This window comes from Pseudomonas quebecensis (assembly GCF_026410085.1).
GTDB classification, from domain to species: Bacteria; Pseudomonadota; Gammaproteobacteria; order Pseudomonadales; family Pseudomonadaceae; genus Aquipseudomonas; species Aquipseudomonas quebecensis.
In genome coordinates, this window is sequence record NZ_CP112866.1 from 283,993 (window position 1) to 308,036 (window position 24,044).

The following is a 24,044-nucleotide window of genomic DNA, read 5'->3' on the forward strand; positions in this document are numbered from 1 at the left end:
GACGCTGATGCCTCATTTGAGGCGCGCCCGAACACTCGCGGCGGCGTGAGGGGGTACTAGCTATGGATCGTCTTCTATTGTCGTTACTCGCCTTGGCTGGTGTGTTCGTGGGCGGGGATGCTGTGGCCGCGACCGACCTTTCCCATGCCGATACATCGATTCAGGGTCTACTCGACCTCGTTTTGCAACAGTCGCACCAGTGGTCAGGGACATTGTATGACTATGCGATCAGACTGTTCTGGCTGCTAGCCTCGATCCAGTTCATCTGGACGTTCATGCCTTTGGTGATGAAGCAAGCCGATTTCGGCGAGATTGTCGGCGAGCTACTGCGCTTCGTGCTGGTGATCGGTTTCTTCCTTGCCGTCATGAAGTACTCGGTGGAATGGTCGACGGCAATTGTCGAAAGTTTTCGCGATGCGGCGGCCTCGGCGAGCGGCCTCGGGCGTGCATTAGAACCCGGCGACATGTTGGCAGTTGCGCTGGATTTTGGCCGCACCATGGTGCAGGGCATTTCAGTGTTCTCCCCAGCTAAGGGACTTCTGATCGCTGTATGTGCAATCCTTGTGTTGGCATGTTTCGCCTTCATCGCTGCATTCATGTTTGTCACGCTCGTAGAGTCTTACGTCATCATCAATGCTTCCGTGCTGTTCTTCGGCTTTGGCGGTTCGCAATGGACGCGGGATTTTGCAATTGCGCCAATGCGCTTTACCGTTGCTATTGGCGCCAAGCTATTTGTACTAACCCTGATTGTCGGCCTGATCGTACAGTCGGCAAAACAGTGGTTGGCCGCCTACACCAATGACGAAGCGTCATTGGTGACAATGGTCGGTTTGGCCTTGGTGTGCTGTTACCTCACGAAGACAATTCCTGACCTGATCGGTGGCATGATTAGCGGCACGTCAATGGGTGGCGGCTCGGCCATTGGCGGGATGGCAGTGGCCGGTGCTGCCGGGGCGGCTGCGGCTGCGGCCACCATCGCCACAGTCGGGGCGGCGGCTCCTGCTGCTGCCCTCGGTGCTGCCGGTACTGGTAGCGCAGCCGCGGCTGGGGCAGCGGGTGTCGGTGGACTCGGCGGCGGTCTGGCGGGGGCGATTAACTCCAGCTTTGCCGGTGCCAGCTCCGCAGGTGGTGCCGCGTCGTCTATGGGGGCAGCGGCGTCCTCCGGCGTGGGTGCCAGCACCGGCGGCGCAGCGGCCAAGGGTGCCAGTTCCGCAGGCGCGAAGGTCGGCGGCAGCTTCGCCAAGCCTGCCGGGCAGGCGTCGGCCGCGCAGTCCTCTCCAAGCAGCGGTGTACAGCAGGTCGCCAGGCAGGCCGGAAGGGCCGCGCTAGAAAGCGACGACAAAGACCAGCAGGCGACACCAAAAGGGGGAGTTGTTAGCTCCGGCAGCTCACTTTCCCAAGCGGCCAATGGTGGCGCAAAGATGCTCGGCGTGATGGCCTCGATGGCAGTGCCGGGTATGGAGAATGCGCACACATTATCTCCCGGTGCAGGATCTCCGGCACCAGTTCCCGATGATATCAACTCGACCACCCTGGCCAATGGAGCAGAATCAGCCACGGAGCCTTCACAAGCAGATTCTAACGTTATCCGCCCGGCCTCGGACACTAGCTCTACTCCCGGCCGCGTCGCCTCGCTCAAAGTGCCGGGCGTGACCTCGAACAACGATCTACCGGAGAAAAAACCATGATGGACGTTCTGATATTCGCTGGATTCGTAATATTAGCCTCGACATTCGCCATCGGCATGTGGGCGCTCGGCAGGTGGCTGCGTAGCAAGGGCTATGGGCCGCAGCTCGATAGTCTGGATCGCCAATATACGGCCTTGCAGCTTCGAGTAAGCCCTTTCGCTTTGTCGGCTTCCTATCGCATGTTTGCCGGAGCGCAGACCATGAATCGTTTACCTCTTATGGGCAGCAAGAGTAGCGTCGCTCTGAACCAACAAGTATTGATGGCCATCCAAGCCGCGCAGGAAGCCCAGAAACGAGAGAATCCCGGCAATCGCTGATTGCTGAGCTGCCAACAAAACCCCGCCCGAACGCGGGGTTTTGTTTTCCGAACGTATCCCTCTTTCCTTATGCCCAGTTCTGGAGGAATCGGGTTATCACCTCAATTATAAATGCGGACGAGGGCCGTCGCTGTCTATTCAAAGACCGCAGACGGCACGATGCACCATGTGCTCGATGTGGTGTGCGTTTGACGGAGAACCGCCCTTCTTTTTGGTGCCTAACGGCCGTAGGCCGAGTGGCAAGGCCTGACCGCGCCTCAAGCGCGGGCTGCGCCGCGCAGGATCTGAATATCCTGAATATCCTGCTCACTCCGGGCGGCTGTGCGACGTTTCGGGCGTGTGCGCGACGCTGTCGGGCGGGTGTGCGACGCTATCGGGCGGGTGTGCGACGCCTTAAGCGTTACCAGGACCTTTCCTCCTCACCCTAACGCCGTCGATAACCAGGCCTAGCACCTTCAATTTTTCCGTGTCTTCCCTTAGCCTGAATCGTGCATCGCGCATTGCCTTATTGGGCACCGTACCGGCGACGGCCACGATAAGAGTGTCAAGATACCAACCGCCTGTAGGCTCTACTTTGTGACTCAAAACGTGCCGAGCTACCGCTTGGCTGATGCCATGCTGGAGGCGGGCAATAGGAGCCGGATCGTAGAACAAACTCAAGTCATGTTCTAACAGCATCACCAGTGCTACGCCAAGGCGCACCCGCCATAGATTACGCTCTCCCCCTGTTAGGGGATCAGGTCGTGTCTTGGACGAAGGAATAACGTGGTCGATCAATCCGCCGATTATTGGGAAATCAAACTGGGGCGTTTCGATTATGATCGTTGCGGTACGAAGCTCCACAAACAACTTCTCAATCTGCGTGAAGCTGTAGCCGCTGTCGGAAATTGTTTTTCTAACTCGAGCGGGGTCTACCAGAAGTTCCACACCGCCATCTGAGACAGGGCGTTTCCGTTCCGCGCAATACAAGACTGCTTCGACAGTATCCGCGTGTCGCTGGCCTAGCCTGCCTACCACACGGCAACGCCCAAATGATGTATCGGTCCAATCGCCTTCGCGATGCTGCGGGCGCTGGCTAGGCTGATAAAGCATCACTCTTGCCATCGCGATGGTACTGGTTGCGGTCGTGGAATTACCACCTCTCATCGTCGCCCCCATCTAGCAGATGAGCGCTTGCCTTCCTAACCTCTGTCAATTGAACTGGCAGCAGGACACCGCCTTCGTGGCGTTGATACCAGCGATCATCATCGCACTCAGCGTAATTACCCTTACTCACTCCGAACCGCACAAAGTGCTTGCGCCGTTCCTTGCCAATCGGTTGCCGATCATAAGCCCGGTTGCTCAAGCGCTTGGCTTCATCCTCGGTCATCCTTGCGACGAATCCGCACCAGCGGGCGTTGTCGATTAGTGCCGATGCGCCACGTGCGGCTTGTTGCTGATCAGTTTGCCCGTCTCGTGCACTGCCTTTGCTTACATGATGGAGGTACAGAACTGATGCCCCCGTACTGGCAGCGACGTGCTCGAGCGTCGCAACAAGTCGAGCCATATCGCCGTTACTGTTTTCGTCTTTGTCGTGAATACGGCTCAGGGTGTCTAGTACGATCAGTCTGGTACCAGCACAAAACTCGTTGATGCGCGCAAGGTGCCTATCATCCATCACGTTCAGGCGTTTACCCATGATCGGTTCGAGGATGAGATTTTCAGCTATCGCTTCTCGAGCCCGTCTGTCCAGGTGCTTGCCTATCGCATGAATGCGGCGCTCCAACGCAACGTCCGGGTCTTCCCCTGCGAGATAGACAACCTTGCCTTTCAGCGCGGGAGCGAGTCCTACAAGATCGCCACCGGCAACGCTGCATGCAATTGACATGGCGGCCTCGAGTGCCCAGAAGCTTTTTCCTGTTGCTCCGGGCGCTACCAACGCTCCTACCGTGCCAGCAAGGAAGCCGGGCCATATGAAATCCAGCGTGGGAGGTTCGTTCTCGAAGGCAGTTGTTAGATTGATTGCCATCAACTACCCCTCCAAGCTTTCGAACGAGCCCGTGCTAAGGGCTTCAGCAATTTGAGAAGTCCGGAAGTAGACCCGTCGACCTATTTTCAGGCGGGCCCGGTTGATTGGTAGAGTCCAAGGATTCTGTGTGCGCAGGCTTATCCGCAGCCCATCTGGTGAGCGGTCCAATATTGTTGCTAGCTGGGCAAGGCTCAACAGCGGCCCAAACCGTCCTAGGAGGTTCTCTTCAATACCCATCGTTCATCTCCACTTGTGATCGGATTTATACGTATCGTAGGGAGAGGCTCAGTTGATGACATTCCTTTTATTGGTCATTATGGTTGACATGAAACTCAGCGAAATTGAAATTCAAATCGTGTCTAGCTGCTCTCCTATTCTCGAGTCAGCAATCCGGGAGCTGGTTGCTAGCTGGAAACCGTACTCGAGTAGTGCGAGGCGCTTTCCGATCCTGCGACTGATAGAGGGTCTTATTGATCCCGCTATTCAGCAGCTCACCATCCATGATTCCGTTTTCGGTCGCTATGTCGTGGGGGCTGGCGGAAAGGTCTCTCTGAGTGCGCTAATTCGTACGATTCATTTCAAGGCTGTTATGCGGGCCCAGCAAGTTCTAATTCGTCAGTACATTAGCGCCACGAAACATACGGGTGAGCAATCGCGGGAAGTCTTAGGAACGCTCGAAACCATTGTCGAATTGGTCGGAGCCTGTGGTCGTAAACGTCCAGTACGGTCCCGATGTCCAGTGAAAGGCGTAACTCAAAATGAGCAACGTAATAGAGATCTTTGTGAGGTATGTGGTAATCCTTCTGAGCTCACACGTCTCATCGATACGGGTGAGTGGCCCGAAGAAAATGATCCCGATTACGCTCTGCATTTAAGCAGTCGTTACTGCGTTGATCACCGCCCTCGTTACGCTGACGGTAGTTGGAATTCTCAATACCTACGGGCAAAGCGATCCAAGGAAGTTTTTAGCCTTGAGCTTGTAAGACTGACTAGGCAAAGCGCTCAGCGTAGCCCTCCCGATGACTCAGAGGGTTCCATTGCTGATCGGTATGCTTTTTATCATGCGCACAGCCTTGGTCTCACAGCGGCTGATGAGGTTGAACTAAGAGGCCAGGCCCGCCTCATGACTGACGCACGTCTGACGGACACCAAAAAGCAGATGTTGATGCTTCGGGCGTCCGGTTTGAACCAGAGTGAGATTGCTCGGACAATTGGTATCAGTCGTCAGGCTGTTTCAAAGGCGCTTGCTTCGATCCCTTCTTCGTTCCAGCTCGGCGGCGCGCCAGAGCATCCAGTTCGTTGACCAAGTCTTCTGCACGTAAGTGGGTATAGCGTCGAAGCATCTGCATAGATTTGTGGCCGCTGATAGCAGCAACCTTTTGGTCACTCATGCCTCCTTCGACAAGGCGGCTCACTGCTTCATGGCGCAGGTCGTGAAATCTGAAGTCAGGTAGATCAAGCTTCTTCTTCAACTGACCCCAAATCTTGGTGAACGTATACGGCCGACGCTTCCCGTCTTTCCCCGGTTCACCGAAAAACACCAAATTGCAGTCGATTGGTCGCACCGGGTTGTCCATCGCAGCTTTGAACACTTCAGTGGCGCGCTTGCTCAGTGGAACGGTTCGGGAGCCGTCGTTCTTTGTGTCTGAGAGACGTATGACGCGCTTTGCCAAATCCACTTGAGGGCGACGTAGGGATGAGATCTCTGACGAGCGCATACCCGTTTCCAGAGCGATGCAAACAATCCAACCCAGCATAGGGTTGCTGTGTCGATTCACTGCCGCAAGCAGAAGGCGTTCTTCCTCCGGCGACAATCTTCGGTCACGACCATCCCCAGGGCTTGGCTTCCGGATGTTCAGCACTGGGTTGAACGTCAGACCCAAACCCCACTCCTGAATCGCTACCGTGTACAGGTGGCTCAATAAGGCCAGTTCGAGGCGCACGGTGTTGTTGCTGATGGTCCCACCACGGCTGGGTTCGTTCAGGCGCTTGTCACGATAGCCGGCGATGATTTCAGCGGAGAGGGCAGCCAGTGAGTATTTGCCCAGGTGCTCGATGAGTTTCTTGGCTTTCGAGGTTTCGCCACGCTGAGTAGTGGGCTTCTTGGTGGGGGTTATGTCGCTCAGGTAGCGCTTGAGTGCAGCCTCTAGCGTCATTTTCTCCGAGCCGCTACGCCGGATGTACACGCCACGCACCATTTCTTCTTCGGTACGCCTCGACCAGTCCTCCGCATCACGCTTTGTGCGGAAGGTTTTGGCGACAGTGGGCCAGCCATTTTTACGAATGAGTGCCTTCCAAGTGCCGGAAGGGGTTTTGACGAGAGTAGCCATGAGAGGGTGCTCCTAGGCGGCTGGCGAACCAGCACTGTACCTAAATTGTACCCTTGGACCATAGGACTGTATCTGTGGTGGACCAGCCAGAAACGCGAAAGCCGCGCAATGCGCGGCTTTGGAGTTGGTGGGCCCACACGGACTTGAACCGTGGACCAAAGGATTATGAGTCCTCTGCTCTGACCAACTGAGCTATAGGCCCTTAACAGGTCGCGGATTATAACGATGGTTTCCTCGCTGTGCTATCCGAAAAGTCCTCAACCTTCATACGAAGGAAGGTTGCGGCGAAAAGTGCTGGCGGCAGAGGCAGGCTGACGATGTAGCCTTGCATTTGTTCGCAGCCTTCATCGGCCAGAAAGGCTTGCTGTGCGGGGTTTTCCACGCCCTCGGCGATGATGGTGAATTGCATGCTGTGGCCCAGGGCGATGATGGCGCGCACGATGGCGGCGTCATGGGTGTCGTCGGGCAGGCCGCGGACGAAGGATTGATCGATTTTCAGGAAGTCCAACGGCAGGCGTTTGAGGTAGCTGAGGGAGGAGTACCCGGTGCCGAAGTCATCGATCGCCAGTTGGACGCCCAGGCGCTTGAGTTCGTGCAGTACGTCGAGGGCTTCTTCAGCCTGGCTCATGATGAAGTTTTCGGTGATCTCCAGTTGCAGGCAGCCTGGCTCCAGGCGGTAGTCGCGCAGTAACTGTTCGATGCGCGGCAGCAGCTTGGGGTGGCGCAGTTGTGCGCCGGCGAGGTTGACCGACAGCGGGCCGAAATCGTCGAAAGTGCCTTGCCAGGCGTGAAGCTGGCGGCAGGCCTGCTCCAGCACCCAATCGCCGATCTGCAGGATCATGCCGTTTTCTTCCGCAAGGGGGATGAAATGTTCGGGCGGCACGTCGCCGAAGGTCGGGTGGTGCCAGCGGATCAAGGCTTCGGCGCCGATCAGCGCGTGGGTCTTGAGGCACAGTTTGGGTTGGTAGTAGAGGCTGCATTCGTTGCGTTCGATGGCGCGGCGAAGTTCTTGTTCCAGGGCGACGCGCTCCTTGGCCTGTGCGGTGAGGTCGCGGGTGTAGCTTTCAACCCGGTTGCGCCCCTTGGCTTTGGAGCGGTACATCGCGGCGTCGGCGTTCTTGACCAGAGTGGCGACGTCGGTGCCGTCCTGCGGGTAGAGACTGGTGCCGATGCTGGCACTGATAAAGAACTCGTGCTCGCCGGCCTGGAATGGCGGGGTGAAGCACGCCAACAGTTTATTGGCCAGGTGCTCGGCATCGCTGGGGTGTTGCAGGCCGGGCAGCAGGATGATGAATTCGTCGCCGCCCAGGCGCGCGACGGTGTCGATGTCCCGCAGTTGCTCTTTGAGGCGCAGGGCGATGTCCTTGAGCAACAGGTCGCCAACGGGGTGGCCGAGGCTGTCGTTGATGTGCTTGAAGCGGTCGAGGTCGAGAAACAGCACCGCGCCCTGTTTGCCGGTTTCCTGCTGGCCGTTCAACGCGGCCTGCAGGCGGTTTTCAAACAGTGTGCGGTTAGGCAGACCGGTGAGGGGGTCGTGGTGCGCCTGGTAGTCGAGGCGGGCCTGGGCGAGTTTGAGGCTGGAGATATCGGCGAATACCGCGACAAAATGCGTCACCTGGTCGCCGTTACGCACGGCGCTGATGGTCAGCCAACTGGGGTAGAGCTCACCGTTCTTACGGCGGTTGGAGATCTCGCCTTGCCAGTGCCCATAGGCGGTCAACTGGTGCCACATGGCGGCATAGAAGGCGCTGTCGTGCAGCCCTGATGCCAGCAGCCTCGGCGTTTCGCCAAGCGCTTCGGCCTCGCTGTAGCCAGTGATTTCGCTGAAGGCGCGGTTGACGGCGCTGATGTTTTGCCGGGTGTCGGTGATCAGCACGCCCTCGGCGGTGCTCTCGAATACGGTAGCGGCCTGTTGCAGCTTTTCCTGCATCAATTGGCGCTCGGTGATATCCCGGGCGATGGTGAGCATGCAGTCCTCGTCACCGATGGGCAGCGGGCGGCTGGACAATTCGCACAGGCGTATCAGCCCGTCGGCCCGGCGGATGTGGCAGATGAAGTCACGCACAAACCCGTCGCGCCGCATCAGCTCCAGCAGATGTTTGCGCTCGTTGAGGTCGACCCAGATGCCCAGTTCCAATGCGGTCTGGTCAATCGAAGTGGCAGCGGTGAAACCGGTAATGCGGCTGAAACCCTCGTTGACCTCGATCAGCAGCCCGTCGCGCTGGCGGCTCAGCAGTAAACCGTCGGGCGAGGCATGAAAGGCCTTGGCGAATTTCTCCTCGGAGGTCTGCAGTTGTTGCTGGGTTTCCTTCAACTGGCTGATGTCGCGCACCACTACCACAATGGCTTCCACCGTATCGAGCTGGAACGGTTCGGCGGATACCAGCCCGGTGAAGGCTTGGCCATTGCTGCGTCGGAACGCCATTTCCAGGTTGCGAATGCTGGTGGTTTGTACGCGGTGCAGCAGGTCGGGGCCTGCTTGGTCAACACCCCAGATATTCAGGTCAGTGGCGGTTTTGCCCAGCACGTCGGCGGCGCTTAAACCGATCTGGTCTTCAAACGCTTTGTTGACCTCCAGCAGGCAGCCATCGCTCAGGCGTGCGATTACCAGAATGTCGGGGCATTGCTGGAACACCGAGGCGAACTTCTGTTCGGAGCGTTGCAAGGCCTCCTCGGTGCGCTTGGCCTCGCTGATATCAATCATCAAGCCACGAAGTACCGGCTCATGGCCGTGCTCGATCAGGCTGACGATATCGCGCACCCACAGGCAGCGGCCGTCGGCGGTGATCACTCGGTAATCGACGCTGTGATCGCGATTGGCACGGGTTTCGCGCCAGCAATAAGCTTCGGCGCGGGTGAGGTCTGCGGGGTGGATGATGTTGCGCCAGAAGCCGGGTATCAGCCAATGGGCGCGTGGATAACCGAGCAGTTCTTCGGCGTGGGGAGACACGTAGCTGTAGGTGAAGTCGGTAATGCTGGCTTCCCAGGCGATGGCGGACAGACTTTCTACCAGGCCACGGTAATGATATTCGCTGCTGCGCAGCTCCTGTTCGAGTGCGACACGGCGGGAAATTTCCGAGCTGAGCCGACGATTGATTCGGATGACGATGACCAATACGGTGCTGAGCAGCAGCAGCGCCGGCACGCCGTATAACAGCAGATCGCTCCAGAACGTGCGGTTATCCGAGAAGTTGCCAACCCAGTGGTGCTGGATTGCGTTGGTTTCGTCCAGGCTGAGGTCGGCCAGCACTTTATCGAGGATACCCACCAATAGCTTGTCTTCGCTTGGTACCCCCATCGCCAGTTGATAGCGGTAGGGCGTTTCACCACTGACGTAAAGGCCTTCAAGTTTGAGTTCGCGCAGGCTCCAGACACTGGACGCGAGGTCGCTGACGACGGCGTCCACTTTTCCGGTGGCCAGAGCCTGCAGGGTGGAGCTGACGTTGGGCATGGCCACCAGATTCAGGTCAGGGTGATGGGTGCGCAGCAGTTCGTGGGGGGCGTAGCTGTCCACTACGGCGATTTTCAGCCCGTAGAGGTCTTTGAGGTTTCGCGGTCGCGCTCCGCCTTCATGGGCGAGAATGACCATCGGAAAGTCGATATAGGGCCGGGTAAAGGCCAGGTATTTCTGGCGCTCGGGCGTAGACATGACGCCGGGGACAAGATCGAGTTGATTGTCTCGGGCCAGCTCCAGCACCATGCCCCAGCGCGGTGGTTCGATCAGTTTGACCTTGACGCCCAGGCGATCCTGGATCAGTCGCACATAGTCGGCGGCGAGACCTTGATAATGCCCATTCTCGTCACGGTATTCGAAAGGTGGCCACGAAGTGTCCACGCCAAGGCGCAGCTCCTGATGGTCCGCCAACCAGGCACGCTCTTGATCGGTGAGAGTCAACGCGCCAGCCGTTGCGGTCCAGATCAGCAGCGACAGTAGTATCACGGTCGGCAAACTGGGCATAACGGTCTCGTTATGGCACGGGGAATTGTTTCGAGTGTAGACGGGCATTTCGCAGGAGGGGTGTCGCGGGGATTTTTATCTGGGCAAAACAAAACCCCCGGCCTGGGCCGGGGGTTCTGGGATCACTCGTCGAGGAAGGAGCGAAGATGCTCGCTTCGCGTCGGGTGACGCAACTTGCGCAACGCCTTGGCTTCGATCTGACGGATCCGCTCGCGGGTTACGTCAAACTGCTTACCGACTTCCTCAAGGGTGTGGTCGGTATTCATGTCGATGCCGAAACGCATGCGCAGTACCTTGGCTTCACGGGCTGTGAGGCCGGACAGTACGTCGCGGGTGGCTTCCTTGAGGCTCTCAACGGTGGCGACATCGATGGGCGACTGCATGGTCGAATCTTCGATGAAGTCACCCAGATGGGAGTCTTCGTCATCACCGATCGGGGTTTCCATGGAGATCGGCTCTTTAGCGATCTTCAACACCTTGCGGATTTTATCCTCAGGCATTTCCATGCGTTCGCCCAGCTCTTCCGGGGTCGGTTCGCGACCCATTTCCTGCAGCATCTGACGGGAAATACGGTTGAGCTTGTTGATGGTCTCGATCATGTGCACCGGAATACGGATGGTGCGGGCCTGGTCGGCAATCGAGCGAGTGATCGCCTGACGGATCCACCAGGTGGCATAAGTCGAGAACTTGTAGCCGCGACGGTATTCGAACTTGTCCACAGCCTTCATCAAACCAATGTTGCCTTCCTGGATCAGATCGAGGAATTGCAGGCCACGGTTGGTGTACTTCTTGGCGATGGAGATCACCAGACGCAAGTTTGCTTCAACCATCTCTTTCTTCGCGCGGCGGGCCTTGGCCTCACCGATCGACATGCGACGGTTGATGTCCTTGATCTCGGCAATCGTCAGCCCGGTCTCGGCCTCAAGCGCGCTCAGCTTCTGCTGGCAACGAATGATGTCCGGCTGCAGGCGGCCGATGGCTTCGGCGTACTTCGCCTTGCCCTTGGCCAGAGCGTCGGTCCAGCTTTCGTCCACTTCATTGCCCGGGAACTGGCGCAGGAAGTCGGCACGCGGCATGCGTGCATCACGCACACAAAGCTGCATGATTGCTCGCTCTTGAGCACGCAAGCGCTCAAGGGCGCTGCGAACGCGCTCAACCAGGCCTTCGAATTGCTTAGGCACCAGCTTGATGGGCATGAACAGCTCAGCCAATGCCAGCAGCTCGGCGATAGCCTGCTTATTGGCGCGACCGTGCTTTTTCAAGGCCTTGCGGGTGATTTCCATTTGATCGGAAACCGCACCGAAACGCTGAGCCGCGATCACCGGGTCCGGACCGCTTTCGACTTCTTCTTCGTCGTCGCTGCTGGCTTCAGCCTCGTCGTCGTCGGTGTCGTCGTCCGCCTTGGCGGCCTTGGCGTCGACAGGCGGCGGAACTTCGGCAGCTGGCGGCGCAATGCCGTCGTCCGGGTCGATATAACCGCTCAGGACGTCGGAGAGGCGGCCACCTTCGGTGGTTACGCGGGTGTACTCGGAGAGAATGTGGTCAACCGTGCCGGGGAAGTGCGCAATTGCGCCCATCACTTCGCGGATGCCCTCTTCGATACGCTTGGCGATTTCGATTTCGCCTTCGCGTGTCAGCAGCTCGACGGTGCCCATTTCACGCATATACATGCGCACAGGGTCCGTCGTGCGACCGATATCGGTCTCCACCGCAGCCAACGCGGCGGCAGCTTCTTCAGCGGCGGCTTCGTCGGTATCGGCGTCGGCCAGCATAAGGGAATCCTTATCTGGCGCAGTTTCGAATACGTTGATCCCCATGTCGTTAATCATGCGGATGATGTCTTCCACCTGCTCTGGATCTGAAATATCCTCAGGCAGGTGGTCGTTGACCTCCGCGTAAGTCAGGTAACCCTGCTCACGACCAAGAAGAATCAACTCTTTGATACGAGACTGCTGTTGCGCTTTTCCGGACATAACACCCTATCCACTGAAGGTCTTGGCGGGCAAAAAACAAGCCGAGGATTATACCCGAGCTATGACCTCACACGCCAGCTGAGGTCGGGTTTGATGCGGAAACATTCTGTTTTAAGAGGTCGCGCATCTGTTTTGCTATCTGAATCTGCTCTTCAGCCGATAATCCAGGCTGCCTTGCTCTCTTGATAAGTTCGTCGAGGGTCTGCGTGTGCTGGCCCGCGGATAACCTAGTAATGGTGTCTAAAAACTGTTGTTCAAGGTTTTCGCCGTCAATCAGCCACTCCTTTTCCGCGAGTGCCTTCAATAATCGACCCTGTTCGGTGCCATGCCATCTTGCCATCAGCTGAATGGAGTTTAGCCTGGGGTTTTTCTGCACCGCCTCGATCAAAGCGATCAGTACCTGCGCGTAAGTGTTGCTCTCGTTGGCAAAGTGCTCGGCACTGTCAACCTTGCCCGCCAGTTGCGGGTGATGAATAAGCGTGCGCAGTGCAATCAGCGTAGGCGCTTCCACCGCGACCGGTGTGCGCGGGGCATAGGCTTCATCTCGATCGCCACGCTTGCCGTTCTTGCTCCAGGGTTTTTTGTTGTCCCATTTCTTGCCGCCGGCGCCGGGCTTCTTCGCCGTCCACTCCTGCTGGGGCGCATAGGCGTCTTGCTGTGGATGAAAATCGGCATAGTCCGGCATGGCGTCGTAGTCCATGCCTGGGTCGTAGGCGGGCGGGGCGTCCTGTGGCGCGCTCTGCACCAGCTGACTCACGGCCTCGCCGCTCAAACCGGTAATTTCCAGCAGGCGCTGACGCATCAGCGTGCGCAGGTTGGCGCCGGGCACCTTGTCGATCAGCGGCGCCGCGAGGGTCGCCATGTGGGCCTTGCCTTCAAGGGAGCGTGGGTCGGCTTCTTCGGTCAGTTGCTGGAAAAAATAATCCGCCAGCGGCTGCGCGTGCTGGTTGATTCGTGCACGGAAGGCGTCGGTGCCTTCTGAGCGCACCAGGGTGTCCGGATCCTCGCCTTCGGGAAGGAACAGGAAGCGCGCGCGACGCCCGTCCTGCAGGCTCGACAGCGTGGCCTCAAGCGCTCGCCACGCGGCGTTACGGCCGGCCTGGTCGCCATCGAAGCAGAACAGGACGCTGGGCACCACGCGAAACAGGCGCTTCATGTGCTCTTCGCTGGTGGCGGTACCCAAGGTAGCGACGGCGTTGCGCAAGCCTTGCTGAGCGAGGGCTATCACGTCCATGTAGCCTTCAACCACGATGATTTCGTCAAGGTTGCGGTTGTTCTTGCGCGCTTCGAACAGCCCGTAAAGTTCCTGGCCCTTGTGGAATACCGGGGTTTCCGGGGAGTTCAGGTATTTAGGCTTGTCGTCACCCAGCACGCGGCCACCAAAGGCGATGATGCGGCCGCGACTGTCGCGGATCGGAAACATCACGCGGTCGCGGAAGCGGTCATAGCGCTTGCCGGTCTCGGCGTTTTCCACCAATAGGCCAGCATCGATCATGGCTTTCTGTTGCAGGGTGTCGCTGCTCAAGTGTTTGTACAGGTTATCCCAGCCCGGCGGTGCAAAGCCAAGGCCGAAGTCGCGGGCGATTTCACCCGTGAGGCCGCGCCCCTTGAGGTACTCGACGGCCGCTTTGCGCTGCGGATGGCTTTTAAGCGCTTGACGATAAAAGTCGGCAGCGGCCGTCAGCAACGGGTACAGCGGCGAGTCGGTGGGTTGTCGTGGTTTGTGCGAACGGCCGCTTTCTTCGCGGGGGATTTCCATACCGGCGGCTTTGGCCAGTTCCTCGACGGCCTGGGGGAAGTCCAGGTTGTCGTGGTCCATGATAAAGCCAAGGGCATTACCGCCTGCGCCGCAGCCAAAGCAGTAATAGAACTGCTTGTCGGGGCTGACGCTGAACGAGGGGGTCTTTTCTTTGTGGAACGGGCAGCAGGCGGTGTAGTTCTTGCCCGCCTTCTTCATTTGCAGGCGCGAGCTGACCACATCGACGATGTCGGTGCGGTTCAGAAGGTCGTCAATAAAGCTCTGGGGAATCAGCCCGGCCATGGCGTTCTCGTCATCACTGCGTGTAAATGAGGGCCCATGAAGTATTCAAGCGCACGTCATGCGGGCTTGATCATCAATTATCTGTTTGGACTGTCAGGAAGTGTATCTGCCGGACATTCGCTGACGTTAGTGTCTATCAGTCTTCGGCTTGAAATGTTGCCCAGGCATCCGGTCTTGACCCATGGCAGGCCTCGGAAGCTCGGTGGTGGGCACAGCCGACGCAGTTGATCGCCTGTTTATAAAATAAGTGTGCTCGTCAGTAGCCTTGTAAGGCTCGTCAGAAGAGACGCGCACCGCTGGCAGAAGAGCCAGTCCTGACGTGTGAAGCAGTGTCTCGGTCGCGTGTGCGGCGTCGACGATGAAGCATCAAGCGATATCCGCAAATGCCATTAGCCCGGCTGAGGGCCGGGCTTGGCAGAAGCTTGCTACGATCGTCTGTGTATTAGTACAGACGAACGGCGCGGCGCTGTTCGCGCTGAACTTTCTTGGCGTGACGCTTAACAGCGGCTGCTGCCTTACGCTTACGCTCAGAAGTTGGCTTCTCGTAAAATTCGCGGCTACGAACTTCAGCCAGTACACCGGCTTTTTCGCAGGAGCGCTTGAAACGACGCAGAGCTACGTCGAAGGGTTCGTTCTCTTTAACTTTGACGGCTGGCATCCAGAGCTACCTTCTTTCATTACCGGGATCAACGTTCTCGTCGCAAACAATTCACGGCTGAGGTCGTCGGTTTTTAAGGGTTGCGGATGTTAACCCCTCATTGCCTGGAATGCAAAGCCTCTGATCGAAAACCGCTAGTCGGGAGGTGGAGCGGCGACTATTATGCGCGCCTTCGAATTCAGCCTCTACAAGGCGCAAACCCATGCTAGTACTGGGACTTGAAACCTCCTGCGACGAAACCGGCGTCGCCCTTTACGACAGTGAACGCGGGCTTCTGGCCGATGCACTGTTCAGTCAGATCGACTTGCACCGCGCCTATGGCGGCGTGGTGCCGGAGCTCGCCAGCCGTGATCACGTCAAGCGCATGCTGCCGTTGATTCGCCAGGTGCTGGATGAGGCCGGTTGCGTGCCCACCGAGATCGATGCGATTGCCTACACGGCCGGCCCCGGATTGGTCGGAGCCCTGCTGGTTGGGGCCTCTTGCGCCCAGGCGCTGGCATTCGCCTGGGGCATTCCGGCACTCGGTGTGCACCATATGGAAGGTCATTTACTGGCACCCATGTTGGAAAAAACACCGCCACAGTTCCCGTTCGTCGCTTTGTTGGTGTCGGGCGGGCATACGCAGCTGGTTCAGGTGGATGGCATCGGCCAATACACGCTGCTCGGCGAGTCCCTGGATGACGCGGCCGGCGAAGCCTTTGACAAGACTGCCAAGATGATGGGCCTCAATTACCCCGGCGGTCCGGAGATCGCACGCCTCGCCGAAAAGGGCGTCGCCGGCCGCTACACCTTCCCGCGCCCGATGTGCGATCGCCCAGGCCTGATGTTCAGCTTCAGCGGCCTGAAAACCTCCGCACTCAACACCTGGCAGCAAAGCCTCGGCGCCGGGGACGACAGCGAGCAAGTCCGTTGCGACATCGCACTGGCGTTCCAGCAGGCCGTGGTGGAGACTTTGACCATCAAGTGCAAGCGCGCCCTCAAGCAAGCGGGCATGAAGCGTCTGGTGATCGCCGGCGGCGTCAGCGCCAACAAGGCGTTGCGCAGTTCCCTGGAGAAAATGCTCGGCGATATGAACGGCGATGTGTTCTATGCCCGACCTGAATTCTGCACGGATAACGGCGCGATGATCGCCTACGCCGGTTGTCAGCGGTTACAGGCGGGGCAGCATGAAAGCCTGGCGATCAGCGTGCAGGCGCGTTGGCCGATGGAGCAGCTGTCGCCGTTGTAGGACACGAGGTGCGTCGGTATTTAAAAATGCCGTTCGCGCCCGGCAAACAGGTCGCGTAGATTGCCGCGATGGCGCCAGACGATCAGCAGCGTCAGCACGCTCATGGGTAACAGCGCCGCCGGCTCCTGCCAGGCCAGCAGTGGCAGGGTCAGGGGCGTGGCGATCAGCGCGGCCAGCGAGCTGGTGCGGGTCAAGTAAAACGTCAGCAGCCAGGCCAGTACGGCCAGCAGCGCGGCGGGTGGGTAGATCCCCAGCAGCATGCCGGCCGCCGTGGCGACGCCTTTGCCGCCGCGAAAGCGAAAGTACAATGGAAACAGATGGCCGAGGACGGCGCATACGCCCACCCAGGCCTGCTGTTGCAGGGTGAGGCCGGCGAGGCTGGCGATCAGCACGGGTAACAAGCCTTTGCAGACGTCGCCCAGCAACGTCAGTACGGCGAGCTTCTTGCCGGCCAGGCGCAGCATATTGGTAGCGCCGGCATTGCCGGAGCCACCCATTCGCGGATCGGGGTTACCCGTCAGGCGGCTGAGCAAAATGGCGAAGGACAGCGAGCCGAGCAGGTAGGCGAGAATCGCCAGTGACCAAAACATGCTAACTATTCCGGGCGAGGACGCCCTGATTCTAACGGGGCATCGCGCCCTTGTCGTGCTGCGGAGAAGAGTGCTTGGACAGAGTGTTTATCGAAGGCCTGGAAGTCGACACCGTGATCGGGGCCTACGACTGGGAGCGCGGGATCCGACAATGCCTGCGTCTGGACCTGAGCTTCGCCTGGGATAACCGCCCGGCCGCGGCCGGCGACGACCTGACCCTGGCGCTGGACTACGCGAGCGTGTCTGCGCGCGTCCAGGCGTTCGCCGAGCAATCCCAATACCAGTTGGTGGAAACGTTTGCCGAGCGCCTGGCTGAAGTGCTGATGCGCGAGTTCAACATTCCCTGGCTGCGCCTCAAATTGACCAAGCCCGGCGCCGTGCCGGCCGCCAAGGGTGTCGGTGTGGAGATCGAGCGCGGATGTCGCTAACTCAGGTTTACCTTGGTCTTGGCAGCAACATCGAGCGTGAGCGCCACTTGCGCGCGGGGTTGGACGCGCTGGCGGGTTTGCTGGTGGACATACGCTGTTCGGCGGTGTTCGAGAGTCAGCCGGTCGGCATCAAGAGCGGGCCGTTCTTCAATTTGGTGGTGTCGGCGTATACCGATCTGGCGTTGATGGAACTGGATCGTCGGTTGAAGTTGATCGAGGCGGATAACGGCCGCTATGCACCGGACCGCAAAGGCTTGCCGCTGGATATCGATGTGCTGCTGTATGGCGAGCTGGTGGGTAACTTTGACGGTTTGGTGCTGCCACGGGCAGAGATCCTGAAAAACGCCTTTGTGTTATGGCCGTTGTCGTTGATGGCGCCGGATCGCATGCACCCTGAGGCGGGCAAGACAATGGCCCACTTATGGCGCGATGCGCACATTGATCAGGTGCTGGCCCCCGTCGCGTTCGAATGGCAGGGCCAGCAGCTCACGCCGAGTGGGTTGTTATAACGCGCACTTTTCCTTGTAGGCCTTGAGTGCCTTGAGCCTTTCCCGCTTGAGCGCTTCGCCCAGTTCCGGACCTTTGAAACCTTTCTCCAGCAGCGGCGCTACGGCCACGCCGCGTGCTGCCTGCGCTGCACCGCGCAAATAATCGGCTTGTGGATAACTGCGCTGCTCCAGGCCTTTGCGGCCACGCGCGTCCATTTCACAGGCAACCACGAACTCCTCGAAGCGCTGCGGCCGGCGATACACGTCAAAACTCTGCAACAACTCCAGCAGCGTCGAGGCCTTCAGCTCCAATGCGCGATGGCCGTGGGTGTGATACTGGCCGACCAGCAGCGCCAGTTCCTGGCAGTCCCTTGGCACTTTGAAGCGCTCATTGACCGCCTTGATCAGCTTCAAACCCCTGTGTTCATGGGCAATATGCTGCGGCAACTTATCCACAGGCGTCAGGCCTTTACCCAGGTCGTGCAGCAGGCAAGCCCAGCGTACGGTCAGCGGTTGCCGATGCACGGCGGCCTGTTCCAGCACGCTTAGGGTGTGCACGCCCGTATCGATTTCAGGGTGGTGTGCCACGGGTTGCGGCACGCCGAACAGCGCATTGATTTCTGGCATCAGGGTTTTCAACGCATTGCAGTCGCGTAACACCTGAATAAATACCTGAGGTTGATCTTCCATCAGTGCGCGAGAGATTTCTTTCCAACTGCGTTCGGGCGTCAGGGCCTCCAGTTCGCCGGATTCGCTGAGTTGGCGCATCAACTCGAGGGTTTCCGGCGCCACTGTGAAACCCAGGTGTGCATAACGCGCGGCAAAACGCGCGACTCTGAGTACGCGTAACGGATCTTCGGCAAACGCCGGGGATACATGCCGCAGTATGCGGGCTTGCAGGTCTTGTTGGCCGTGATAGGGGTCGGTCAGGTTGCCGTCATCGTCTTGCGCCATGGCATTGATAGTCAGGTCGCGCCGAATCAGGTCTTCCTCCAGCGTAACGTCTGGGCTTGCATGGAATACAAAGCCGCCGTAGCCCTTGCCGCTCTTGCGTTCGGTGCGGGCGAGGGCGTACTCATCGCCGTTTTTCGGGTCCAGGAACACCGGGAAATCAGCCCCGACCGGCTTGAAACCCTTGGCGAGCATTTCTTCAGTGGTCGCGCCGACAACGACGCGGTCGATGTCAGTAACGTCGATGCCCAGCAAGCGGTCGCGCACCGCGCCACCAACTTTATAGATTTTCATGAAAAAGCCTCCATTAGCGGCACAGGATAACGCCTGTCCCTGGCCAATGGAGGCTTTGCTGTTTCACAGATGGACGACGGCCATGTCCAGGCAACCGTAGTCATTATCGTTGTGGTCGCTGCGCGGCGGAACATGATGAGTCTTCATCACCTGATCGCCCTGCAGGGTTTCCAAGTGAATATCGAAGCCCCACAGGCGATGCAGGTGCTTGAGCACTTCCTCGGTGGAGTCCCCCAGGGGTTTGCGATCATGTTGCTGATGACGCAGGGTCAGCGAGCGGTCGCCGCGCACATCGATGCTGTAGATCTGCACGTTGGGTTCGCGATTGCCCAGGTTGTATTGCGCGGCCAGCGTCTCGCGAATAATGCGATAGCCCGGTTCATCATGGATGGCCGGTACCACCAGGTCGTCCTTGAGGTCGTCATCGAGAATGCTGAACAACTTCAGGTCACGGATCACCTTGGGCGACAGGTACTGCAGGATGAAGCTCTCGTCCTTGAAGCTGCTCATGGCGAACTTGATGGTGGACAGCCAGTCGCTGCCAGCGATTTCCGGGAACCAACGGCGGTCCTCCTCGGTGGGGTTTTCGCACATGCGCCGGATATCGCGGTACATCGCAAACCCCAGGGCGTAGGGGTTTATACCGTTGTAATACGGGCTGTCGAAACCTGGCTGGAACACGACGCTGGTGTGGGACGTTAGGAACTCCATCATGAAGCCGTCGGTGACCAGGCCTTCGTCGTACAAGTCGTTCATCAGGGTGTAGTGCCAGAAGGTGGCCCACCCCTCGTTCATCACCTGGGTCTGGCGCTGCGGGTAAAAATACTGGGCAATTTTGCGCACGATTCGCACAATCTCGCGCTGCCACGGCTCCAGCAGCGGAGCGTGCTTTTCCAGAAAATACAGAATGTTTTCCTGAGGTTCGGCGGGGAAGCGTGCATTATCCTTGTCGTTGTTTTTACCGGCGCGCTTGGGGATGGTGCGCCACAGGTCGTTAATCTGTTTCTGCAGGTGTTCTTCGCGCTCTTTCTGACGCAGGCGTTCTTCTTCGGCGGAAATCGGGTAAGGGCGTTTGTAGCGGTCGACCCCGTAATTCATCAGCGCGTGGCAGGAGTCGAGCAGGTCTTCCACCGCGTCGATGCCATGGCGCTCTTCGCATTGCATGATGTACTGCTTGGCGAACACCAGGTAATCAATGATCGAACTGGCGTCGGTCCAGGTGCGGAACAGGTAATTGCCTTTGAAAAAGCTGTTATGCCCATAGCAGGCGTGGGCGACCACCAGTGCCTGCATGCAGATGGTGTTTTCCTCCATCAGGTAAGCAATGCACGGGTCTGAGTTGATCACGATTTCGTAAGCCAGGCCCATCTGGCCGCGGCTGTAGGACTTTTCGGTGCTAAGGAAGTGCTTGCCGTAGGACCAATGGTGATAGCCCAGGGGCATGCCGACCGAGGCATAGGCGTCCATCATCTGCTCGGCGGTGATTACCTCAATCTGGTTGGGGTAAGTGTCCAGGGCATAACCCGCCGCGATACGGCTGATTTCCCGGTCATAGGCCTGGATCAGTTCGAAGGTCCATTCGGACCCGGTGGAAATGGGTTGGCGCTTAGTCTCTTTTTTGGCGGTCATGTCACTAACCTGCGCTGGAAGAGTTCACGGAAGACCGGATAGATATCGCCGGCCGAGACCAGTTGTTGCTGGGCGAACGTGTCGGCGAAGGCTTCGCCGATACGCTCGTATTCGAACCACAGGGCCTGGTGCTCCCGAGGGGTGATTTCGACATAGGTGTAGTACTGCACGAACGGCATGATCTGGTTGATCAAAATGTCGCGGCAGATCGGCGAATCGTCGTTCCAGTTGTCGCCGTCGGAGGCTTGGGCTGCGTAGATGTTCCATTCGTTGGCGGGGTAACGTTCAGCCATGATCTCCTGCATCAGTTTCAATGCACTGGAGACGATGGTGCCGCCGGTTTCGCGCGAGTAGAAAAACTCCTCTTCGTCCACCTCCCGTGCGCTGGTGTGGTGACGGATGAAAACTACGTCGATCTTGTCGTAATTACGCTTGAGGAACAGGTACAGCAGGATAAAGAAGCGTTTGGCGATGTCTTTGGTGGCCTGGGTCATGGATCCGGACACATCCATCAGGCAGAACATCACTGCCTTTGAGCTGGGGTTGGGTTGCTTGACCAGCAGGTTGTATTTCAGGTCGAAGGTATCGAGGAACGGCACGCGGCGAATCCGCGCGCTGAGTTTTTCGATTTCCGTCTCGATTTCCTGGATATCGCCGAAGTTATCCGGTTCTTCGCGCTTTAACCGCGCCAACTCTTCCTTGGCCTGTTTGAGCTTGGCGCGGCTGCTGCCCGATAGGGCAATACGCCGGGCGTGGGCCGAGCGCAGGGTTCGGATGATATTGATCCGCGAAGGGTTGCCTTCGTTGCTGATGCCGGCGCGCACCGTCTTGAAGGTGTCGGTGCCCGTGAGATTGCGTTTAACCAGATTGGGCAACTCCAGGTCCTCGAACATGAATTCGAGGAATTCTTCCTGGGTGATCTGGAACACAAACTCATCCATGCCCTCGCCGGAATTACCGGCCTTGCCCGGCCCCTTGCCGCCACCCCCACTTGGAGGGCGCTGGATATGCTCGCCTGTGGTGAACTCCTTGTTGCCGGGATGCACGACGGTCTGTTTGCCGCCCCGGCCGTGGTGCAGCACCGGCTCGTCGATGTCGCGTCCGGGAATGCTGATTTGTTCGCCATGCTCCATGTCGGTGATGGAGCGGCGGCTGACGGCCTCTTCCACCGCCTTTTTGATGTGGTCACGGTAACGCCGCAGGAAACGCTGGCGGTTTACCGTGCTCTTGTTCTTGCCATTGAGGCGTCGGTCGATCACATAGCTCATGGGGCCCCTCCGGGGAGCTTCAAGTCGTGAGCTTCAAGCCGCAAGGCAGAACCCGCTGACGGGCTCTGTCGCTTTTCCCTTGCCGCTTGTCGCTAGAAGCTTACAGCTGCTTCTCTCACTGCGATTTCCGAACCCGCAGGTACCATTCCGAAAGAAGGCGTACCTGTTTGTCGGTGTAGCCACGCTCGACCATTCGAGTAACGAAGTCGTTGTGTTTTTGCTGGTCCTCCTTGCTGGCCTTGGCGTTGAAGCTGATAACCGGCAGCAGATCCTCGGTGTTGGAGAACATTTTTTTCTCGATCACCACCCGCAGCTTTTCGTAGCTGAGCCAGGTCGGATTCTTGCCGTTATTGTTGGCGCGGGCACGCAACACGAAGTTGACGATTTCGTTGCGGAAATCCTTCGGATTACTGATACCTGCCGGTTTCTCGATTTTTTCCAGTTCCTCGTTGAGGGCTACGCGGTTGAGAATCTCGCCGGTTTCCGGGTCGCGGTATTCCTGGTCCTGAATCCAGAAATCTGCATACAGCACGTAGCGGTCGAAGATGTTCTGGCCGTATTCGCTGTAAGACTCCAGGTACGCGGTTTGGATTTCCTTGCCGATAAACTCGATATAGCGCGGTGCCAGGTATTCCTTGAGGAATCGCAGGTAACGCTCGCGGGTCTCGGCCTGGAACTGTTCCTGTTCGATCTGCTGCTCCAGCACATAAAGCAGGTGCACCGGGTTGGCGGCAATTTCGTGGGGGTCGAAGTTGAACACTTTGGACAGGATCTTGAACGCAAAACGCGTCGACAGGCCGTTCATGCCCTCGTCCACGCCGGCGGAGTCGCGATATTCCTGAATCGACTTGGCCTTGGGGTCGGTGTCCTTGAGGTTTTCGCCGTCGTACACGCGCATCTTGGAGTAGATATTCGAGTTTTCCGGTTCTTTCAAGCGCGACAGCACGGTGAATTGAGCGAGCATTTTCAAGGTGTCGGGCGCGCAATGGGCCTTGGACAGGGAGCTGTTGAACAGCAATTTGTCATAGATCTTGATTTCATCACTGACCCGCAGGCAGTACGGTACCTTGACGATGTAGATCCGATCGATGAACGCCTCGTTGTTCTTGTTGTTGCGGAAGGTGTGCCATTCCGATTCGTTGGAGTGGGCCAGCAGGATCCCGGTGAACGGAATCGCTCCCAGGCCTTCGGTGCTGTTGTAGTTGCCTTCCTGAGTGGCGGTCAGCAGTGGGTGCAGCACCTTGATCGGTGCCTTGAACATTTCCACGAACTCCATCAGGCCTTGGTTGGCCCGGCACAATGCGCCCGAGTAACTGTAGGCGTCGGCGTCGTTCTGCGGGAATTCTTCGAGTTTGCGGATATCGACTTTACCGACCAGCGCCGAAATATCCTGATTGTTCTCGTCGCCGGGTTCGGTCTTGGCCACGCCGATCTGGTTGAGGATCGACGGGTAGAGTTTCACCACGCGGAACTGACTGATATCACCGCCAAACTCCGCCAGGCGCTTGGTAGCCCAGGGCGACATGATGGTGTTGAGGTAGCGCCGTGGAATGCCGAAGTCCTCTTCGAGAATCGCGCCGTCTTCCGTGGCGTTGAACAGGCCCAGGGGCGACTCGAAAACGGGTGAGCCCTTGATAGCGTAGAAGGGCACCTTCTCGATCAACTGTTTGAGTTTTTCGGCCAGGGACGACTTACCGCCGCCGACGGGGCCGAGCAGGTAGAGGATCTGTTTCTTCTCTTCCAGGCCTTGGGCGGCATGGCGGAAGTAGGAAACGATCTGGTCGATGCATTCTTCCATGCCGTGGAAGTCTTCAAAGGCCGGATAGCGGCGGATCACCTTGTTGGAGAATATTCGTGACAGGCGCGAATTATTCGAGGTGTCTACCAGCTCCGGCTCGCCGATCGCCAGCAGCAGGCGTTCGGCAGCGGATGCGTAGGCGCTTCGGTCCTGTTTGCACAGGTCGAGATACTCCTGAAGCGTGAGTTCTTCCTGCTGTGTGGACGCGAAGCGTTGTTGGAAGTGGCTAAAAATACTCATGACGTCGTCACCTCGCTCGATACGTGGAGCCGACGCCGGATCAATCAGTTGATGCTGGCAACCATTGACGATCGCCAATGGTTGTTTTCCCCCCAGAACACCCTGAAACGCTACCGATGACCCGCACGCCGGTGTACCGGCTCTCCCCTGATTCGGA

At 58.3% G+C, this 24,044-nt stretch carries 18 protein-coding genes and 1 tRNA gene; 6 read left to right on the forward strand and 13 right to left on the reverse strand.

Annotated features, from left to right (window positions below; translation table 11 throughout):
• The first annotated feature begins 62 nt into the window (after positions 1 to 62).
• Complete coding sequence (trbL, locus tag OSC50_RS01335; protein ID WP_266247093.1) at positions 63 to 1,688, forward strand: P-type conjugative transfer protein TrbL; 1,626 nt, start codon at positions 63 to 65, stop codon at positions 1,686 to 1,688.
• Positions 1,685 to 2,005, forward strand: coding sequence for a hypothetical protein (locus OSC50_RS01340; protein ID WP_266247091.1), 321 nt, complete (start codon positions 1,685 to 1,687; stop codon positions 2,003 to 2,005). The genes trbL and OSC50_RS01340 overlap by 4 nt, the downstream gene beginning before the upstream one ends.
• A 393-nt stretch (positions 2,006 to 2,398) precedes the next feature.
• Here OSC50_RS01340 and OSC50_RS01345 read toward each other — a convergent pair whose 3' ends face one another.
• Positions 2,399 to 2,932: an ABC transporter ATPase gene (locus tag OSC50_RS01345; RefSeq protein ID WP_266247090.1), complete on the reverse strand. Its 534-nt coding sequence runs from the start codon at positions 2,930 to 2,932 to the stop codon at positions 2,399 to 2,401.
• Between the two features lie 205 nt (positions 2,933 to 3,137).
• On the reverse strand, positions 3,138 to 4,013 hold the full coding sequence (locus OSC50_RS01350; protein ID WP_266247088.1) for a helicase RepA family protein: 876 nt from the start codon (positions 4,011 to 4,013) through the stop codon (positions 3,138 to 3,140).
• Positions 4,014 to 4,305: 292 nt separating this feature from the next.
• Between OSC50_RS01350 and OSC50_RS01355 the strand changes: the two genes are divergently transcribed.
• The gene (locus tag OSC50_RS01355; protein ID WP_266247086.1) at positions 4,306 to 5,316 is read left to right on the forward strand and encodes a LuxR family transcriptional regulator; all 1,011 of its coding nucleotides are present in this window, start codon (positions 4,306 to 4,308) and stop codon (positions 5,314 to 5,316) included.
• Here OSC50_RS01355 and OSC50_RS01360 read toward each other — a convergent pair.
• The 6 genes from OSC50_RS01360 to rpsU all read right to left on the reverse strand — a co-directional run bounded on the left by OSC50_RS01360 (position 5,231) and on the right by rpsU (position 14,973).
• Entirely contained in the window at positions 5,231 to 6,343 is a 1,113-nt protein-coding gene (locus tag OSC50_RS01360) for a tyrosine-type recombinase/integrase (RefSeq protein ID WP_266247085.1), read from the reverse strand. The two genes, OSC50_RS01355 and OSC50_RS01360, sit on opposite strands and share 86 nt — an antisense overlap.
• Before the next feature lie 125 nt (positions 6,344 to 6,468).
• Positions 6,469 to 6,545: transfer RNA gene (locus OSC50_RS01365), tRNA-Ile, on the reverse strand.
• Positions 6,546 to 6,560: 15 nt separating this feature from the next.
• Positions 6,561 to 10,301, reverse strand: coding sequence for a bifunctional diguanylate cyclase/phosphodiesterase (locus tag OSC50_RS01370; RefSeq protein ID WP_253509616.1), 3,741 nt, complete (start codon positions 10,299 to 10,301; stop codon positions 6,561 to 6,563).
• A gap of 122 nt (positions 10,302 to 10,423) precedes the next feature.
• The gene (rpoD, locus tag OSC50_RS01375; protein ID WP_181080222.1) at positions 10,424 to 12,274 is read right to left on the reverse strand and encodes an RNA polymerase sigma factor RpoD; all 1,851 of its coding nucleotides are present in this window, start codon (positions 12,272 to 12,274) and stop codon (positions 10,424 to 10,426) included.
• Between the two features lie 67 nt (positions 12,275 to 12,341).
• Positions 12,342 to 14,315, reverse strand: a complete 1,974-nt coding sequence (gene dnaG, locus OSC50_RS01380) for a DNA primase (RefSeq protein WP_181080223.1) — start codon at positions 14,313 to 14,315, stop codon at positions 12,342 to 12,344.
• Between the two features lie 442 nt (positions 14,316 to 14,757).
• The gene (gene rpsU, locus OSC50_RS01385) at positions 14,758 to 14,973 is read right to left on the reverse strand and encodes a 30S ribosomal protein S21 (protein ID WP_002551877.1); all 216 of its coding nucleotides are present in this window, start codon (positions 14,971 to 14,973) and stop codon (positions 14,758 to 14,760) included.
• A gap of 202 nt (positions 14,974 to 15,175) precedes the next feature.
• On the opposite strand from rpsU, the gene tsaD reads away from it, so the two are divergent.
• Complete coding sequence (tsaD, locus tag OSC50_RS01390) at positions 15,176 to 16,201, forward strand: tRNA (adenosine(37)-N6)-threonylcarbamoyltransferase complex transferase subunit TsaD (RefSeq protein WP_181080224.1); 1,026 nt, start codon at positions 15,176 to 15,178, stop codon at positions 16,199 to 16,201.
• A 20-nt stretch (positions 16,202 to 16,221) separates the two neighbouring features.
• On the opposite strand, the gene plsY is transcribed toward tsaD, so the two are convergent.
• On the reverse strand, positions 16,222 to 16,791 hold the full coding sequence (gene plsY / locus OSC50_RS01395) for a glycerol-3-phosphate 1-O-acyltransferase PlsY (protein WP_034101082.1): 570 nt from the start codon (positions 16,789 to 16,791) through the stop codon (positions 16,222 to 16,224).
• Between the two features lie 74 nt (positions 16,792 to 16,865).
• Here plsY and folB point away from each other — a divergent pair, with 74 nt between their 5' ends.
• Together folB and folK are read left to right on the forward strand one after the other, a co-directional pair.
• Positions 16,866 to 17,219, forward strand: coding sequence for a dihydroneopterin aldolase (gene folB / locus OSC50_RS01400; RefSeq protein ID WP_253509614.1), 354 nt, complete (start codon positions 16,866 to 16,868; stop codon positions 17,217 to 17,219).
• Positions 17,210 to 17,728: a 2-amino-4-hydroxy-6-hydroxymethyldihydropteridine diphosphokinase gene (gene folK / locus OSC50_RS01405; protein ID WP_253509613.1), complete on the forward strand. Its 519-nt coding sequence runs from the start codon at positions 17,210 to 17,212 to the stop codon at positions 17,726 to 17,728. Before folB ends, folK begins: the two co-directional genes overlap by 10 nt.
• On the opposite strand, the gene OSC50_RS01410 is transcribed toward folK, so the two are convergent.
• From OSC50_RS01410 to OSC50_RS01425, 4 genes are all read right to left on the reverse strand, one after another.
• On the reverse strand, positions 17,723 to 18,952 hold the full coding sequence (locus OSC50_RS01410) for a multifunctional CCA addition/repair protein (protein WP_266247080.1): 1,230 nt from the start codon (positions 18,950 to 18,952) through the stop codon (positions 17,723 to 17,725). The two genes, folK and OSC50_RS01410, sit on opposite strands and share 6 nt — an antisense overlap.
• 63 nt (positions 18,953 to 19,015) lie before the next feature.
• Positions 19,016 to 20,581, reverse strand: coding sequence for a SpoVR family protein (locus OSC50_RS01415; RefSeq protein ID WP_266247078.1), 1,566 nt, complete (start codon positions 20,579 to 20,581; stop codon positions 19,016 to 19,018).
• A complete protein-coding gene (locus OSC50_RS01420) occupies positions 20,578 to 21,849 on the reverse strand; it encodes a YeaH/YhbH family protein (protein WP_266247075.1) in 1,272 nt (423 codons plus the stop codon). Before OSC50_RS01420 ends, OSC50_RS01415 begins: the two co-directional genes overlap by 4 nt.
• Positions 21,850 to 21,964: 115 nt before the next feature.
• The gene (locus OSC50_RS01425; RefSeq protein WP_181080231.1) at positions 21,965 to 23,887 is read right to left on the reverse strand and encodes a PrkA family serine protein kinase; all 1,923 of its coding nucleotides are present in this window, start codon (positions 23,885 to 23,887) and stop codon (positions 21,965 to 21,967) included.
• Positions 23,888 to 24,044: the final 157 nt, after the last annotated feature.